The sequence below is a fragment of the Streptomyces wedmorensis genome (genome assembly GCF_000716445.1).
Taxonomy (GTDB): Bacteria; Actinomycetota; Actinomycetes; order Streptomycetales; family Streptomycetaceae; genus Streptomyces; species Streptomyces wedmorensis.
The window spans coordinates 131,288-146,519 of sequence record NZ_JNWK01000020.1 but is presented as its reverse complement, the minus strand read 5'-3'; the positions used below and the strand labels follow the sequence as shown (position 1 = coordinate 146,519).

The 15,232-nt window shown below is 69.7% G+C and carries 11 protein-coding genes; 8 read left to right on the top strand and 3 right to left on the bottom strand.

Annotated elements, in window-relative coordinates; translation table 11 throughout:
- Positions 1 to 27: 27 nt before the first annotated feature.
- Positions 28 to 852 carry a hypothetical protein gene (locus OO54_RS18105; protein WP_234439286.1) on the bottom strand — a complete coding sequence of 275 codons (825 nt, stop codon included), beginning with the start codon at positions 850 to 852 and terminating at the stop codon, positions 28 to 30.
- A gap of 771 nt (positions 853 to 1,623) precedes the next feature.
- Between OO54_RS18105 and OO54_RS18100 the strand changes: the two genes are divergently transcribed.
- From OO54_RS18100 to OO54_RS18090, 3 genes are read left to right on the top strand one after another with little or no spacing between them, the layout of a single operon-like run.
- The gene (locus tag OO54_RS18100) at positions 1,624 to 2,502 is read left to right on the top strand and encodes a carbon-nitrogen hydrolase family protein (protein WP_033204332.1); all 879 of its coding nucleotides are present in this window, start codon (positions 1,624 to 1,626) and stop codon (positions 2,500 to 2,502) included.
- Positions 2,499 to 3,869, top strand: a complete 1,371-nt coding sequence (locus tag OO54_RS18095; protein ID WP_033204330.1) for an APC family permease — start codon at positions 2,499 to 2,501, stop codon at positions 3,867 to 3,869. Before OO54_RS18100 ends, OO54_RS18095 begins: the two co-directional genes overlap by 4 nt.
- A 28-nt stretch (positions 3,870 to 3,897) precedes the next feature.
- On the top strand, positions 3,898 to 4,356 hold the full coding sequence (locus OO54_RS18090) for an ATP-binding protein (RefSeq protein WP_051787019.1): 459 nt from the start codon (positions 3,898 to 3,900) through the stop codon (positions 4,354 to 4,356).
- Between the two features lie 1,170 nt (positions 4,357 to 5,526).
- Here OO54_RS18090 and OO54_RS18080 read toward each other — a convergent pair.
- Together OO54_RS18080 and OO54_RS18075 are read right to left on the bottom strand one after the other, a co-directional pair.
- Positions 5,527 to 7,353, bottom strand: a complete 1,827-nt coding sequence (locus OO54_RS18080) for a serine hydrolase domain-containing protein (RefSeq protein ID WP_051787018.1) — start codon at positions 7,351 to 7,353, stop codon at positions 5,527 to 5,529.
- A 487-nt stretch (positions 7,354 to 7,840) separates the two neighbouring features.
- Positions 7,841 to 8,734 (bottom strand): LysR family transcriptional regulator, encoded by an 894-nt coding sequence (locus OO54_RS18075; protein ID WP_033204326.1) that lies wholly within the window; start codon positions 8,732 to 8,734, stop codon positions 7,841 to 7,843.
- Positions 8,735 to 8,867: 133 nt separating this feature from the next.
- Here OO54_RS18075 and OO54_RS18070 point away from each other — a divergent pair, with 133 nt between their 5' ends.
- Genes OO54_RS18070 through OO54_RS18050 form a run of 5 tightly spaced genes read left to right on the top strand, consistent with a single transcriptional unit; the run spans position 8,868 to position 15,133 of the window.
- Positions 8,868 to 10,451, top strand: coding sequence for an ABC transporter substrate-binding protein (locus OO54_RS18070; RefSeq protein ID WP_033204324.1), 1,584 nt, complete (start codon positions 8,868 to 8,870; stop codon positions 10,449 to 10,451).
- Positions 10,451 to 11,467 carry an ABC transporter permease gene (locus OO54_RS18065; protein ID WP_033204322.1) on the top strand — a complete coding sequence of 339 codons (1,017 nt, stop codon included), beginning with the start codon at positions 10,451 to 10,453 and terminating at the stop codon, positions 11,465 to 11,467. Before OO54_RS18070 ends, OO54_RS18065 begins: the two co-directional genes overlap by 1 nt.
- Entirely contained in the window at positions 11,464 to 13,440 is a 1,977-nt protein-coding gene (locus OO54_RS18060; protein WP_033204320.1) for a dipeptide/oligopeptide/nickel ABC transporter permease/ATP-binding protein, read from the top strand. Before OO54_RS18065 ends, OO54_RS18060 begins: the two co-directional genes overlap by 4 nt.
- Positions 13,437 to 14,231: an ABC transporter ATP-binding protein gene (locus OO54_RS18055; protein ID WP_234439285.1), complete on the top strand. Its 795-nt coding sequence runs from the start codon at positions 13,437 to 13,439 to the stop codon at positions 14,229 to 14,231. Before OO54_RS18060 ends, OO54_RS18055 begins: the two co-directional genes overlap by 4 nt.
- Positions 14,228 to 15,133, top strand: a complete 906-nt coding sequence (locus tag OO54_RS18050; RefSeq protein ID WP_051787017.1) for a carbon-nitrogen hydrolase family protein — start codon at positions 14,228 to 14,230, stop codon at positions 15,131 to 15,133. The genes OO54_RS18055 and OO54_RS18050 overlap by 4 nt, the downstream gene beginning before the upstream one ends.
- The last annotated feature ends 99 nt before the right edge of the window (positions 15,134 to 15,232 follow it).

Sequence of the window (15,232 nt, the reverse complement as noted above, 5' to 3'; positions counted from 1 at the left end):
CCGAAGCAGGGTGGCGATCCCCGCAACTCACGTGCCAGTCCTGCTCCTGCTCCGCGCCTTCTCGAACTCGGACACCGGGTCACCTCCGACGCTCCAGGGCCAGGCCGTGACCATGCCGTTGATCGCCTCGAAGACCGGGCGGGCCTCGCCGCGCCGCTCGGCGGCCGTCAGTGCGTAGGCCAGCAGGTTCAGGTCGGCGAGGGCTGCCGCGTGGTTGAAGAACCCGGGCTGAGCCCAGGTGTGTGCCGCACGGTCGAGGGCCTGAGCGGCCGATGCGTGGGACCAGTGGTTGCGTGCCATCAGGGCCTCGACTCCGCCCAGGGCGAGGACGGAGTGGTACTGCAGAACCTGGGCGGTCATCTCGGTGGCCGCGCAGGGCGCGTTCGTGGGTATGCGGGCGCGGATCGCATCGACGAAGTCCAGTACCTGGCTGCGCGATCCCATCTCCTCCGGCCCCAGATAGCGCAGCATGCTCAGATATGCCTCGCGGTTCCATCGGTCGCGGGCCAGCACCTCGTTCCACAGACCGAACACTTCCGGCTGACTGCGGCGCTCCAGCCGTGAGAGCCCCAGCATGACCACCCAGGGGGTGGGGTCCTCCGGCGCCAGTTCGGCGGCGCGCAGACAGCTGTCGGCGATGCCGGCAGCGTCCTCCAGGCGTCCCCGGGAGCGTCCACGTTCGAGCTGTGCCCAAGCGGAGAGGACGAGCGCGGTGGCGTTGCGCGGCTCACGAGAGGCCCAGGCGCGGGGCCCATGCGATTCGGACAGGCGGTACGCCAGCACGGAGAGCTGATGGGCGCGGCGGTCCCAGTCGGCCCGGCTTCGGTTCAAGAGACGGGATATCTGGGCCATGTACAGGTCGGTCGTCCCGATCGCGCCCGTATTCGACGTCGCTTGGAGGGACTTCAGCAGCCGGCCGAGAGCAGCGTCGTCGAGTTCTAGGGCAATACGCGCTCGTCTGCGGCGACTTGAGAGAAATGCCATGCACGGAGGCTAAAGGCTGCGAGCCATAACGCAAGGCGCGCGCTGAGATCGTTACCGATTACACCGTGCAATCTATGCGTTACTCGTCGGTATGTTGAGCGGGCGCCACCGAATCTCGGGCGGCCGAAGACTGGTGAGCGCGCCGGTGATGCCGGCGCCGCCGCAGTGATTCGCATGGCGCGGCCGGTGGTCAGTGCATTCGCTGCGACCTCAGTGGTGCTCGTGTGGGCGGCTGGGATGAGGGCCAGGGGGAGGGGGTGCTGGTCGGCCGTCGTCAGGTCCTCTACCTGCCGCCGTGGTCGAAGATCATCATCTTCAAGGCCCTTTTCAACTGCGCAGTGGGTGCGGCAGCGCGGGCGGGGTGGCGCCGATCGCCTCGGCGGCCTTGATGGCGGAATGGTCTCCGCGGTGCTCGGGGATGTGCGCAGCGCTCGGATCTCTATGGCGGTGGTCCCTCGGGAGGTGCGGAAGTTGGGGCACTCTCATGCCTCGAAGGCATGTTAATCAGCCCTTCCAAGTATTTGAGGCTATGACTGATTGGTCGCATTCTTATTTCACCGGAACTCTTGGTTATCGGAGACCGAATCTCCGTCGACTTCTCCGGGTAAAGTGCACCCTTCGATTGGCTGGTGTTCCCGCATGGCCCGCCCCCTGCCCCTCATCCTCGCCCAGGCGCCCGGTCGCCCGGCCGACGACCTCGCAGGCTTTACCGCCGACGTAGAGCGGCGCGTGAAACTGCGCGCACCTGGCGCCCTCGTCGTCTACCCCGAACTGCACCTCGGTGAGAGCGCCCCCGGTGTCCCGGCCGACCCGGAGCAGGCGGCCGAGCCGCTCGACGGCAAACGCGACGCGGTCTTCGCCGAGCTCGCGGGGGATCTGGGTATCTGGCTGGTACCCGGCAGCGTCTATGAGCGCGGCACCGGGGACCGCGTCCACAACACGACACCGGTCTATTCGCCACAGGGCGAGCGCCTCGCCGCGTACCGCAAGATCTGCCCGTGGCGCCCGTACGAGACGACCGCACCCGGCAACCGGTTCGAGGTCGTCGACCTCGCCGGGGTCGGCCGTATCGGACTGTCCATCTGCTACGACACCTGGTTCCCGGAGATCTCCCGCCACCTGGCCTGGATGGGCGCCGAGCTGATCGTCAACGTGGTCCGCACGCCGACGAGCGACCGCGCACAAGAAGTCGTCCTCAACCGCGCCAACGCCATCGCCAATCAGGTCTTCGTCGCCAGCGTCAATTCCGCTGCCCCCTCCGGGATCGGCCGCAGCCTCGTCATCGATCCCCAGGGCACGGTACGCGCCGAAACCGTCGATGCTGGCGACTCCACCCTCACCGACGTCATCGACCTCGACGAGGTCAGCAACGTCCGCCGCTACGGCACCGCCGGCCTCAACCGGATCTGGGACCAATTCCGCCCCGGCGACCCAGCCCTCGACCTCCCGCTGTACGGGGGCCGCATTGACCCCGCCACCTGGAACGCCGCCCCCATCACCGAGGAGCCCCCACGATGAACAGCGAGACCACCGGGAACAGCATGAGACTGAAGGGCGACCTGAGCCTCTTCTCCGTCGTCTTGTTCGGCCTGGCATACATTTCTCCTGGCATCGTGGTCACGGTCTTCGGCGTGGTCGCCGCCACCAGCGGCGGCGTGGCCCCCACCGCGTTCGCCTTCGCCACCGTCGCGATGCTGCTCACCGGGCTCAGTTACGCGAAGATGGCACGTGCCGTGCCCGGCGCGGGGTCGGTCTACACCTACGCCCGCAAGATGCTCGACAGCCGCATCGGTTTCCTGTCTGGCTGGGCGATGCTGCTCGACTACTTCTTCATCCCGATGGTCGGCTGGCTGATCACGGCGATCTACTTCAACGCCCAGTTCCCTGACATACCCAAGTGGGTCTGGCTGATCGTCTCGGTGAGCATCACCACCGCCATCAACGTCTTCGGCATGAAGCTCGCGGACCGCGTCAACAAGGTCCTGATGTTCATCGCTCTGGGGTCGCTGGTCCTCTTCGCCACCCTGTGCGTCGTCTTCCTCGGCAAGCACGGCTCGTCCGCCCCCGCCACGGACGCCCTGTGGAACTCCGGCACGTCGATCGGCGCCGTCACAGCGGCCGCTGCCATCGCCGCGTACTCCTTCCTCGGCTTCGACGCCGTCTCGACGCTGGGGGAGGAGGCCAGGGGCGGGGCGCGGACGATCGGCCGCGGCATCATCGGCTGCGTCATCGCCGCCGGAGCGATCTTCATCGTGCTGTCCTTCGTGATGCAGCTGGTTCACCCCGGCGCGACGTTCGTCGACGTCGACGCGGCCGCCTATCACCTGAAGGTCCAGGTCGGCGGCCAGACGTACGCCGAGGTGATCAACTTTGTCACCATTGCCGGATCCATCGCCTCCTGTATCGCCCTGCAAGCCTCGGCTGCGCGCCTCATGTACGTCATGGGACGTGACGGCGCACTGCCCAAGGCGATCTTCGGCAAGCTGTCGGGGAAGACCGGCACGCCCGTCCTTAACCTGCTGCTGACCGCGGTCGCAGGTGTCATCGCCATGAAGCTCGACCTGACCACAGCCACGTCGTTCATCAACTTCGGTGCTTTCCTCGGATTCGCCCTGGTCAACGTCTGCGTGATCGCCCACCTGGTCCGGGAGCGCAGGCGCGGCCACACCCACAACCTTTTCTCCTATCTGGTGATGCCGGCCATCGGCGTCGGTGTCTCCCTCTACCTGCTCACGCGGCTCGATCACGTCGCACTCCAGATCGGCGGCGTCTGGCTGGCGATCGGCGTCGTCTACCTGGCCTTCCTGACCAAGGGCTTCCGCCGACCCGCACCGGAGATGACCTTCGACGACGACACCGCGGTCACAGACAGAGCCACCGTTTAGCGATCCCTCCCGATGCGAGGAGATGACGATGCCCACGACGACTGCCGAACTGGTGCATGACCGGGCGCTCGGAGACCTGCTGATCCAGCGGGACGTGGTGCTCGACGGACTCGATGCTCCGCAGCACGCCGCCCGTACCGTCCTGGCCGACGTCCTGGACGGCAAGGCGGAGGACCGGCTCTTCGACGCCATGCTGGTGGCCAGCGAACTCATCGCCAACGCCATCCAGCACAGCAGCGGCGCGGTCCTCCTCAGGGTGGAGGCCTACGAGTTCGGTGCGGCATTGGGCGTCGTCGACCGCGGGGCCGACATCACCGCCGTCCCCGTCCGGCCTTCGAACTCGTCTGTCGACGAGGCGACGGTGGCCGCGAGCGGGCGCGGCCTGTTCATCGTGGACAGCCTCGCCAGTGCCTGGTCGGTCGAGGAGGTCGAGTACGGAAAGATCGTCATCGCCGTACTCGCCCTGACGGCAGGCCCTCGTCGTTGACCACTCTCGACGACCGCTCTCGAGCAGAACCTCTCGGTGGAGGAGCTGGACCTCCGCGTTCCGGGGTCCGCGGACTTCGGTCCGCTTGACCGCTACCCGGTCACCGCGACCGGCCAGATGCCGTCGCCCCTGCCGGGACGCCCTTCCGTTCCTGCCGGTGAGCCACGTGGAGGAGCCGGAACGGTCCAGGTCCAAGTCCTCGCAGGTGGCTTCACGCCACAGGCGTCCGGTGGTCGGCGACGCACGGGAAGCGACTCACCCGCCGGCCTCCCGGCGAAATGCCGGGCCGCCGTGCGGAGTGCGTCCCGCTCGGTCGCCGGCTCCCGCTCCTTCGCCTCGAGCTCGGCCCCCGAGCCTCCGGCTGCCGGATGTGCTCGTCCGGATCGGTGGACGTGGCCGTCTGTCCGGCCAGGCCGGCCGGGCAGACGGCCGTGGAGGTGGCAACGGCGGCGACGCGGCCGTTGCCAGTCACGCGGCGCCCACTCATGCAGCACCCACTCACGCAGGGTGGCCCGGTCGACGCCCGGGTTGGTGGCGATGTTCTTGTACGTCGCCCAGGGCGTGGACTCGTACAGGGCCATGGCGCCGGACCTGAGTCAGTCCGGGGTAGCCCTAACCGCCATCGGCGGTCTTTTTGTTTTTTGGGATCATGCGGATCCCTTTTCAGCGTGTCCGACGCGCGGGGGGCCTCCCCACCCGCCTCGCGGACGGTCACCCGATCTGTGCCCAGACCTTGAGGACCTGACCCGCCCGTCCTCGGCCACGTCGGCGGCCGGTCCGGCACTGCCGGCCTCGAGGATGCCGCTCAGCCGGCGCGGCGCAGGCTCGCACGGCGATCTCGCTCTGCCGCTCCCCGTCACCGGACGCCATGCTCCCGAAGCCGATGAAGACGGGCCGGGGCCCGGGGGCAGCGGCAGGCGAGGGCGCAGTCGTGCGACAGCAGGAGCATGTGGTGGCGGGCACGAAGAGGCGCCCCGGCCTCTGGGGAGAGGCGGGGGCGCTGCTCGGACTGCCAGGTCGTACGCGCCGAGCCGGAGTTTCTCGGTCCACGAGCGGTTCACCGGACTGTTGAGACCGGCCGGCCGGCGCGCGACCCTGCCATGGGTTCGACGCTCGGAAGAAGACGAGAACTCCGGCCTCGGCGGGCGGGAGCCGCAGCCCGCCCGTGGGTCAGACCATGGGGGCGAGCTTGTTGGACTCGGCTACCGCCGCGCTCCAGGAGAACTCGTTGTTGTCGCTGAAGTAGTAGTACGTGGAGCCGTTGGGCATCATCGCGATGGTGATGCCTCCGTATCCGGACATGAACGGTACGTGGAACGGCTGGGTGTAGGCGGGGTTGTCCGCGGACGTGAACTCCTGTCCCCAGAAACCGTTCTGGTAGTGCATCGGCGCGCTGCCTGAGGTGGTGACGCCGCGTTGTGACGGGTTCTGCTGCATGGAGTCGGCCAGCAGGCCCGGGTGCAGCACCTGGGTGCCGGCCACCGCGCCGGCGTCGTTGTTCAGGAACTTGGCGAACTTGGCGACATCGTCCTTGGTCCAGAACATCCCGTACCCGCCGAAGGGGACGCCGTCCGAGCTGTTGTCCGTACGGGAGGAGACGCGGGCGTCCGGGCTGATGCCGATCGGGGTGAGGACCTCGTCGCGGAGCATGTGGAACAGGTCCGCACCGGAACCTGCCCGGTTCTGAAGGTAGTTGTTCATGGCGCGGGCTGCCAGGAAAGTGTCGGAGGTGTGGTAGACCCACTTGCTGCCCGGGGTGGTCTTGCGACGGAAGGACAGCGCCTTGCCCATCTTGGTGGCGTAGGGCTCGGCGAGGAAGAAGTCGGTCATGGTGCCGCCCGCCTCGTCGACCTCGAAGCCCGCCGAGGTGTAGTTGCCGGTGGTCATGTCCAGGGCGTGATCGACGGTGACATTCGACCAGGCGCTCTTCCCTGCGGTTTCCGGTACCAGGTCCGTCAGGCGCTGGTCCGCGACACCGGTGCCGTAGCGCTGGGCGAGCCGGAGCAGTGCGGTGCCGGCGAAGGCGGACTTGGCGGTGGAGTATGAGGGCAGCAGCATCTGCCCGCAGAACGGGTACTGGCCCTGCCTGGTCTGGCAGCCGCCGACGTAGTTCACACCGTCGTAGTAGAAGCCGTAGGTGCTCAGCGCGGTGGGGGTGATCCCCGCGCCGAACTTCGAGGTGTCCACGCCGGCGCCGGGGTGGTCGGTGGCGAGCTGCGCGATGGGCTTGGTGGGCAGCCGACCGGCGACCTCGGCCGCGTAGGCGTCGCGGGCGGCTTCACCGCCGGGAACGGTGCCCGGCTGGTAGGTGGCGGCCACCTGGCCCCACATGTCGAACTGGTGGTAGGCGCAGGTTTCCGTGGTGATCTGGTAGCGGACCTGGGAGATAGCGGATGCGTCGAAGAGGAAGGACAGCACCCCGTTGTGCACGCAGTTGGCGTTCCGCTCGACCAGTGCGAAGGGCAGCGCGGCGCGCGTGCGGCCGCCGTCGCCGTCCTCCTGCCAGGCCCGGCCGGCTCCCACGGCGAGGTTCCAGGAGGCGTTCCCGGTGTAGCGCAGCCCGCGCACGGTGGGGATGAGGTGGCTGCCGTTCTGTACGAGGGTGGCGCTGAACGGAGGGAGGTGCTTGGTGGCCTCGGTGCCGGAGTAGCCGTAGGGGTCCTTCAGCTTGCGGTAGCCGCCGGCCGTGGCGGTGCCGCTGAGGGTCAAAGTGCCCTCGAAGGTGTGCGTGGGCGGGGCCGCCTCGGCGGGCAGAGCGAACGCGCTGTCCACGACGGTGTCGGTGGGGGTGGCGCTGGAGAGCTGAGCCGCGGTGAGAACCGTACGGGGCACGGCGCCGCTGCCGGTCAGCGGGTCGCCCGGCACAGGGGGCGCACTGTCGGCGACCGCGGGGGACGGAGCGGTGAGCAGGCCGGTGAGGAGCGCGGTGAGCAGTGCCGTGGCCGTCGCAAGACATCGTATTCCGCGCGGGCTGCGGGTGGGTGGACGGGAGGTCATGGCTGTCCCTCTTTCGGGCGGGGTCTGTTGTTGCGGCATGGTGGGTGCGCGCGGCGAGAGGTGTCCAATGCCTGTCAGGACTGGCCACGGTGTCTGAAAAGCATCGGGGCAGGTGCTCCGGCGGAGTGCGACGCACCGCCGGGGTCGGTGGACGGGAAACCAGGTCTGCGTGAACGTGCCGAGAACGCCGCAGTTGACCTGCCACCCAGGTCCGATGCTGCTCGAGTCGCCGGGTCCAGCTGTCCGGGCAAGACCACGCTCGCCCACGGGTCGGGGAGCGGCTGGGGCGGCTCGCCGCGTAGGTCTTCGACGAGCTCGATGCACCGGAAGGCGGCGATTGCCGGTGGCGCAAGCGCATGGCCGAGAGGGGTGGGTGCGTCGTGCGCTGCAGTACGGGACCGGGGGGCGACCTCCGGACAGGCTCACCGTGCGCGACCCGGGTCGCCGGGACGTTCCGGCCGTTGATGCCCTCCTTGTTTCAGCCGGTTCAGCTCCCCGCTGCTTCCGGCCCGTACTGCTCGATGCAGAAGCGGGCCAGGCCGGTGGCGAAGGACTCGATGGTGCGCAGCGCGTAGTGGCCGGCATCCCAGGCGGCGTGCAGCCGGATCTGCAAGGGCTCCCCGTGCCGGTCGAGGATCAGCAGGGGGCGCAGCCCGAAGCGGGGGTCGTCGGAGACGACGGCGATGCCGTGTCCCGAGGCCGTCATCGCCTGGGCGACCTGCGGGGTGTCGCACTCCAGGACGATGTCGAGGGAACTGCCCGCGTCCTGTACCGCCTGATCCAGGATGCGGCGCGTGCCGTGCGCGAGGGTGAGGACGATCAGCGGCTCACCGGTCAGCTCCTGGATGGTGATCCGGTCCCGGTCTGCCCAGGGGTGCGAGGGAGGCACGTAGGCCCACACGGGCAGCCGGGCCACGGGCAGGCCCGCGTAGCGGCTGCGCGGCGGGGCTGAGGAGATCGCTACGTCGGCGCCCCGGGTGAGGGCCTGGTAGGCGCGTACCGGACTCTCCGCCTGCACCGTGACCAGGGGGTCCTCCGGACCCCAGGTGGCCAGGAACGGGGCGATCACATCGGTGATGGTGGTGGCGGGGGCCGCCACGGTGATCCGCATCGCCCGCCCGGACGCCAGCGAGCCGGCGGCGGCGAGGGCGGTGTCGGCGCGGGTCACCAGATCCCGGGCGAGGGGCAGGAAACGGCGGCCGGCCGCCGTGAGCTCCATCCGCTTGCCCGTGCGGTCGAACAGTGTCACTCCCAGGGACGTCTCGAGTCCGCGCAGCTGGCGGGAGAGCGAGGGCTGGGCGATATGGACTTCGGCTGCCGCCTTGGTCACCGAGCCGCTCTCGACGACCGCCAGGAAGTAGCGCAGCACCCTGAGCTCCATAGCGAACCTCCTGTCCATGCCTTGCAGGCATGAAAGTCAACCCAATCAAGTATTTGAGGGTTATAGCTCACCGGGCCCATTGTTGTCTCACTTTGAACAGCCGGCGAATGCGCCTTCCCCGAGGAGCGAACTCATGACCACGCCCCGAAGAACCCCTGCCGCCGCCGCTCTGGTGGCCTGCGGTCTGCTCGTGTCTGCCTGTACCGGTACCGACAGTGGTGCCGACAACGGCACCGGGCAGATCCTCAACGTGGCGACCACCGCCGAGGTGACGACCTGGAATCCGGTGAAGTCCTTCTCCACCGAGGTCTACTACCTCAGCAACGTCTACGAGCCGCTGCTGTGGATGAACCCTCCCGGCTCGAAGGAACGCTTCCGCCCCGCCCTCGCCGAGCGCTGGGAGTCCTCCGCCGACGCCAGGACATGGACCTTCCATCTGCGCGAGGGGGTCACCTTCCACGACGGCGAGCCCATGAACGCCGCGGCGGTCAAGGCGTCCCTGGAAGCCTCCGCCAAGGACGGCGGCGCGGCCTTCATCTGGTCGGCGCTGGACACCATCGAGACACCGGACGAGCACACGGTCGTGCTCAAGCTGAAGAGCCCCGCCCCGGTCGACATGATCGCCTCGTCCATGTACGGGGCGTGGATCGTCAGCCCCAAGGCCTTGGCCAAGGGCGAGGACTACTTCGCCAAGGGCGTCGACGCGGGCACCGGCCCCTACCGGGTCTCGGAGTACCAGGCCAAGAAGAGGGTCGTCCTCAAGGCGTACGACAAGTACTGGGGCGGCTGGAAGGGCGAGCGCTACCGCACGGTCGTCGCCAGGATCACCGCCGAGCCGACCGCGCAACAGCAGATGCTCCAGTCCGGCCAGGTCGACTACGCCGGCTCGCTGCCACTGGAGAACGTCGCCCAGTTCAAGAAGGACAAGGGCTACACCGTCACCGAGTGTCCCACCTTCACGAGCCACACGGCCTTCTTCAACACCACCAAGGGCCCGCTGAAGAACGTGAAGATACGCCAGGCGCTGGCGCAGGCCATCCCGTACGACGACATCGTCAAGGTGGGCACCGAAGGCTTCGGCGCCCGCGCTCGGGGCCCCGTACCGGCCGGCGCCTTCCCTTACGACGCGCAGCTGCCGCAGACCCCGTACGACCTGGAGGCCGCCCGTCGGCTGCTCACCGAGGCCGGATACGAGGGCGGCAAGGGCCTGAAGCTGAGCCTCAGTTACGCGGCGGAGAACGCGCAGCAGGCCAAGTACGCCCCGCTGATCAAGGACTCCTTCGCCAAGGTCGGCGTGACGGTCGAGCTGCAGCCGATCCTGTTCAACCAGCAGTGGGAGAAGGCCAAGGCGGACCCGGCCACGGCGCAGGACATATTCCTGCTGATGTACTGGCCGACCTATTCCGACGCCGGCTCGGACAACCTGGTCTCGCTCTTCCGCAGCAGCGACAAGCCGTTCTTCAACCTCAGCTACTGGAAGGACGCCACGTACGACAAGCTCGTCGACGAGGCCGGCACCCACACCGCCACCGACCAGGACAAGGCCGCCGAGCTGTACGGTAAGGCGCAGCGCCGACTCCTTGAGCAGGCCCCCGGCGCGTTCCTCTACGACATGCGCACCCCCGTCGTGATGAACAGCCAGGTCAAGGGCTTCGCCTGCAACCCGAACTACTCCTTCTCCATCCCCTTCCACCAGCTGCGCCACGGAGCCAGCTGATGCCCCGCTTCCTGCTGCGCCGGCTGCGCGGCTCCCTGCTCGTCCTGCTCGGGGTCAGCGCGATCACCTTCCTCCTCGCGCGGGTGATCCCCTCCAACCCCGCCCTCACCTACGTCGGCGCCAAGGCGACGCCCGAGGAGGTCGAACGGGTGACACACGCCCTCGGCCTCGACCAGCCGCTGCCGGTGCAGTACCTGTCGTATCTGCGCAATGTGCTGACCGGCGACTGGGGCACCTCCATCGCCACCAAGCAACCGGTCCTCGGCGAGCTCGGCGACCGGCTGCCCGCCACCCTCGAACTCGTCGGCGCCGCCATGGCGGTGGCGCTGGTGCTGGGCGTCACGCTCGGCTGCATAGCCGCCGTGCGGCCCGGCAGGCTGATCGACCAGGCGGTGCGGCTGCTGTCCATCGCGGGCGTCTCGGTGCCCGCCTTCTGGCTCGGACTGCTGCTCCAGCTACTGGTCTTCGGCCGCCTGGGACTGTTGCCGCCCACCGGACGCATCGACAGCGACCTGGAGTTCACCGCTCCGATCCACTCGATCACCGGACTGAACACGGTGGACGCACTCCTCACCGGCAACGGCGCGGCGCTGGCCAGCGCCGCGGCGCACCTGATCCTGCCGGCCCTCACACTGGCCGCCTACCCGCTCGGCGTCGTGGCCCGCATGACCCGCACCAGCATGCTGGAGGCGCTCCAGCAGGACCACATCCGCGTCGGCCGCGCCTACGGCGTCCCCGAACGCACCCTCGTCTGGCGCGTCGCCCTGCGCAACGCCCTCCCGCCCACCGTCACGGTGCTCGGTCTGACCGCCGCCTACGCCCTGACCGGCGCGTTCTTCGTCGAAGTGGTCTTCGACTGGCCGGGCCTCGGCCAGTACGCCGCCTCCGGCCTGCTGAGCCTGGACTACCCGGCGGTCATGGGCGTCACCCTCATCGGCGCCATCGCCTACGTCCTCGTCAACCTCGCGGTGGATCTCGTCCACGCGCGCCTCGACCCGCGAGTGAGGCCGGCATGAGCCACAGCCCGCAGACCATCCCCCCGCGCAGCGCCCGCTTCACCGCCCTGCTCCGCGACCCGCTCGCCGTCATCGGCCTGGTGCTGCTCGTGGCCTTGGTCGCCGCCGCCCTGCTCACCCCCTGGCTCGCCCCGCACCCTGATCAGGGCGCCGGAGCCGCCGAGGTCGCCGCCCGTCACCTGCCACCCGGCGCCGACCACCTGCTCGGCACCGACAACCTCGGCCGCGACGTGCTCAGCCGCGTCATCTACGGTGCCCGGCCGGCGCTGACCGTACCGCTCCTCGTGGTCGGGCTCGCCGTGCTGGTGGGCGTACCGCTGGGGCTGGTCGCAGGCTTCCGCGGCGGGCGCGTAGGCGAGGCGATCATGCGGCTGTGCGACATGTTCCTGGCCTTCCCGCCCCTGCTGCTCGCCATGGCCATCGTGGCCACCCTCGGCCCCGGCCTCGAGCACGCCGCCCTCGCGCTGGCCATCGCCTGGTGGCCTTGGTACACCCGGCTGGTCCAGGGCCTCACCGCATCCATGCGCGAGCGGCCCTTCGTCGAGGGAGCGCGCGCCCTGGGGCTCAAGGACCGAGTCGTCATGGTCCGGCACATCCTGCGCAACGCCGTTTCACCGATCCTGGTGCAGGCCACCGTCGACATCGGCACGGTGATCCTGGCCGCCGGATCACTGGCCTTCCTCGGCCTGGGCACCCGCCCGCCGCAGGCGGACTGGGGCCTGATGGTGGCCGAGGCCAGGGGCGACCTCCAGACCCACTGGTGGGCGGCGCTCTTCCCGGGCCTGGCGATCCTCCTCACCGTGCTGGCCTTCAACCTCTTCGGCGACGCTCTGCGTGACGTGTTCGACCCGCGCACGGAAGCCCGCTCCGCCGCCGCACGACGCGGCCTGCGCACCCTGGCCGGGCAGGCCGCCGCTCTGTTGCGGCGCCGGCCGGAGAAGAAGGCCACCGACGCGGCGAGCCCCCCGCCCGCCACTGAGGGCGAGACCGCGCCCGGCCCGGGCACGCAGCGCGCAGACGACCAGGCGGCACCCCTGCTGGAGATCTCCCGGCTGCGCGTCACCATCGGCGACGCCGCCCTCGTACGCGACGTCTCCCTCCGCGTGCGCGCGGGCGAGGTCGTGGGGGTGGTCGGCGAGAGCGGCTGCGGCAAGTCCCTGACTGCCCTGAGCGTCCTCGGCATGCTCCCCGCCGGAGCCGAAACCTCCGGCGCCATTCGGCTCCAGGGCCAGGACCTGCGGGCCGTCGGCTTCCACACGGTCCGCGGCCGGAAGGTGGCCATGGTCTTCCAGAACCCCGCCGCCTCCTTCGACCCCGTCACACCGCTCGGCCGCCAACTCGCCCGCCTGGTACGCCTGCACCAGGGCGGCACCCGGACCGAAGCCGCCGAGCAGGTGAGCACCGCACTGACGGAAGTGGGCCTGGACGCCGAGCGCGTCACGCGCTCCTACCCCCACCAGCTCTCCGGCGGCATGCTGCAGCGCGTCATGATCGCCGCCGCTCTGCTGTGCCGGCCCGATCTGCTCATCGCCGACGAACCGACCACCGCCCTGGACGTCACCGTGGCCAAGGAGATCCGCTCCCTGCTGCGCCGCCTGCAGGCCGAGCACGGCTTCGGAGTCCTGTACATCACCCACAACCTGGGCGAAGTCCGCGAACTGTGCACCCGGATGTACGTGCTCTACGCCGGCCAGGTCGTCGAATCAGGCCCGGTGACCGACGTACTGGACACCCCGGACCACCCCTACACCCGCGCCCTGCTCGCCGCCCTCCCCGACCGGGCCGCCCCCGGCAGAGCACTGCCCGCCATCCCCGGCAGCGTGCCGGACCGCCCCGACCTGCTCACCGGCTGCCCCTTCGCCGACCGCTGTGCCCACACCACCGAGGCATGTGCCACCCCGCCGCCTCTCAACGCCGCCGGAGCGCGGGCCAGCGCCTGCCACCTCACCCAGCCGAAGGGAGTTCCCGCGTGATCCTCGACGTACAACAGCTCGTCAAGACCTTCGGCTCGCACACCGCCGTCGCCGGCGTCGACCTCGCCATCACCGCAGGCGAAGTACACGCGCTGGTAGGCGAGTCGGGCTCGGGCAAGACCACCCTCGCGCGCTGCGTGCTCGGCCTGATCCAGCCCACCTCCGGCACCGTGCACATCGCGGGCAGCCCGCTCACCGGGCTGCGCCGCAAGGAGCTGCGGCGGCTGCGCCACCAGGTACAGATCGTCTTCCAGAACCCCTACGCCGCTCTCAACCCCCGGATGACCGTCCGGCAACTCATCGCCGAGCCACTGCGCGAGGCCGGCCGGCCCGTCACCGACGCCACCGCGGAACTCGAGCGCGTCGGCCTGCCCGCGACCGTCCTCACCCGCTACCCCCACCAGCTCTCCGGCGGCCAGTGTCAGCGCGTCGCCATCGCCCGCGCCCTCGCCGTCGGGCCCTCACTGCTGGTGCTGGACGAACCCACCTCGGCCCTCGACGTCTCCGTCCAGGCCCAGATCCTCAACCTGCTGCTCGACCTGCGCGAGCACAGCGACCTGGCCTTCCTCCTCATCACCCACGACCTGGGCGTGGTCCGGCACATCGCGGACCGGGTCAGCGTCATGCTGCACGGCGAACTCGTCGAGACCGGGCCCACCGCCCAGGTCCTGGACTCCCCTCAGCACCCCTACACCCGCAGGCTGCTCGACGCCGTCCCCGGGATCCACCCACCGGACGTCACCCCGCCGAGCACACCCGCTGCCGCCACCGCACAAGGAGCCGTCCAGTGAGCCGAATCCTCGGCGTCGCCCTCGCCCAGGTCGCACCCGTGACCGGCGACCCCCAGGCGACATTCGCGAAGTTCAGCCGCGAGGTGCGCTCCCTCAAGGCCCTCTCCCCGTCCATCGACCTGGTGGTCTTCCCCGAGCTGTACCTGAGCGCCTTCGGCAGCTTCGACGCCCGCCACCCGGCCGGCTACCTCGACCGCCTCGCCGAACCGATCCCGGGCCCCACCACCGACGCGGTGTGCCGGCTCGCGGTCGAAACCGGGCTGTGGATCGTCCCCGGCAGCATCCCGGAGCGGTCGGCCAAGGGCGTCCACAACACGGCCGTCGCCATCTCCCCGCAGGGTGAAGTGGTGGCCTCGTACCGCAAGATCTTCCCCTGGATGCCGTACGAGACCTCCGTGCCCGGCGACACCTACGTCACCTTCGACATCCCGCAGGTAGGCCGCTTCGGCCTGGCGATCTGCTACGACGGCTGGGTGCCGGAGATCTTCCGCACGCTCGCCTGGATGGGCGCCGAGGTCATCATCCAGCCCACCTACACCCGCACATCCGACCGCGAGCAGGAGCTCGTTCTCGCTCGCGCCAACGCCATCACCAACCAGGTGTACGTCCTCAACCCGAACATCGGCGGCCTCTTCGGCACCGGCCGCAGCATCGCCACCGACCCCGAAGGCCGCGTGCTGGCCCAGGGCGGCGCAGGCGAGGAGTTCCTCACCTTCCACCTCGACCTCGACCTCGTGGCCACCACCCGTGAACACGGCACCCTCGGCCTCAACCCCCTGTGGAAGCAACTGCGCGACGCCCCGCCCCCCTTCCCGCCCGCCAGCGAGGGCTACGACAAGGGCCCGATCATGACCGGTCTCGGCCCGCTGCATCCCGCCCGGGCCGGATCGACGGGAGCCTGAGACACCCAGCGGTCCCGCGGTCGCGACCGACAGCCCCGCGCCTGAGGCCCCTCTCCGTAGCGGGCGCCGGGTCTCCGCCGCCGAGCCCTCTCGGAGTCG

What these genes read in the sequence shown, in the direction of transcription:
- OO54_RS18060 (WP_033204320.1), top strand. Translation starts at nt 11,464, where the DNA reads ATGAGCCACAGCCCGCAGACCATCCCCCCGCGCAGCGCCCGCTTCACC.
- OO54_RS18090 (WP_051787019.1), top strand. Translation starts at nt 3,898, where the DNA reads ATGCCCACGACGACTGCCGAACTGGTGCATGACCGGGCGCTCGGAGAC.
- OO54_RS18080 (WP_051787018.1), bottom strand. Translation starts at nt 7,353, where the DNA reads ATGACCTCCCGTCCACCCACCCGCAGCCCGCGCGGAATACGATGTCTT.
- OO54_RS18105 (WP_234439286.1), bottom strand. Translation starts at nt 852, where the DNA reads ATGGCCCAGATATCCCGTCTCTTGAACCGAAGCCGGGCCGACTGGGAC.
- OO54_RS18095 (WP_033204330.1), top strand. Translation starts at nt 2,499, where the DNA reads ATGAACAGCGAGACCACCGGGAACAGCATGAGACTGAAGGGCGACCTG.
- OO54_RS18100 (WP_033204332.1), top strand. Translation starts at nt 1,624, where the DNA reads ATGGCCCGCCCCCTGCCCCTCATCCTCGCCCAGGCGCCCGGTCGCCCG.
- OO54_RS18075 (WP_033204326.1), bottom strand. Translation starts at nt 8,734, where the DNA reads ATGGAGCTCAGGGTGCTGCGCTACTTCCTGGCGGTCGTCGAGAGCGGC.
- OO54_RS18070 (WP_033204324.1), top strand. Translation starts at nt 8,868, where the DNA reads ATGACCACGCCCCGAAGAACCCCTGCCGCCGCCGCTCTGGTGGCCTGC.
- OO54_RS18065 (WP_033204322.1), top strand. Translation starts at nt 10,451, where the DNA reads ATGCCCCGCTTCCTGCTGCGCCGGCTGCGCGGCTCCCTGCTCGTCCTG.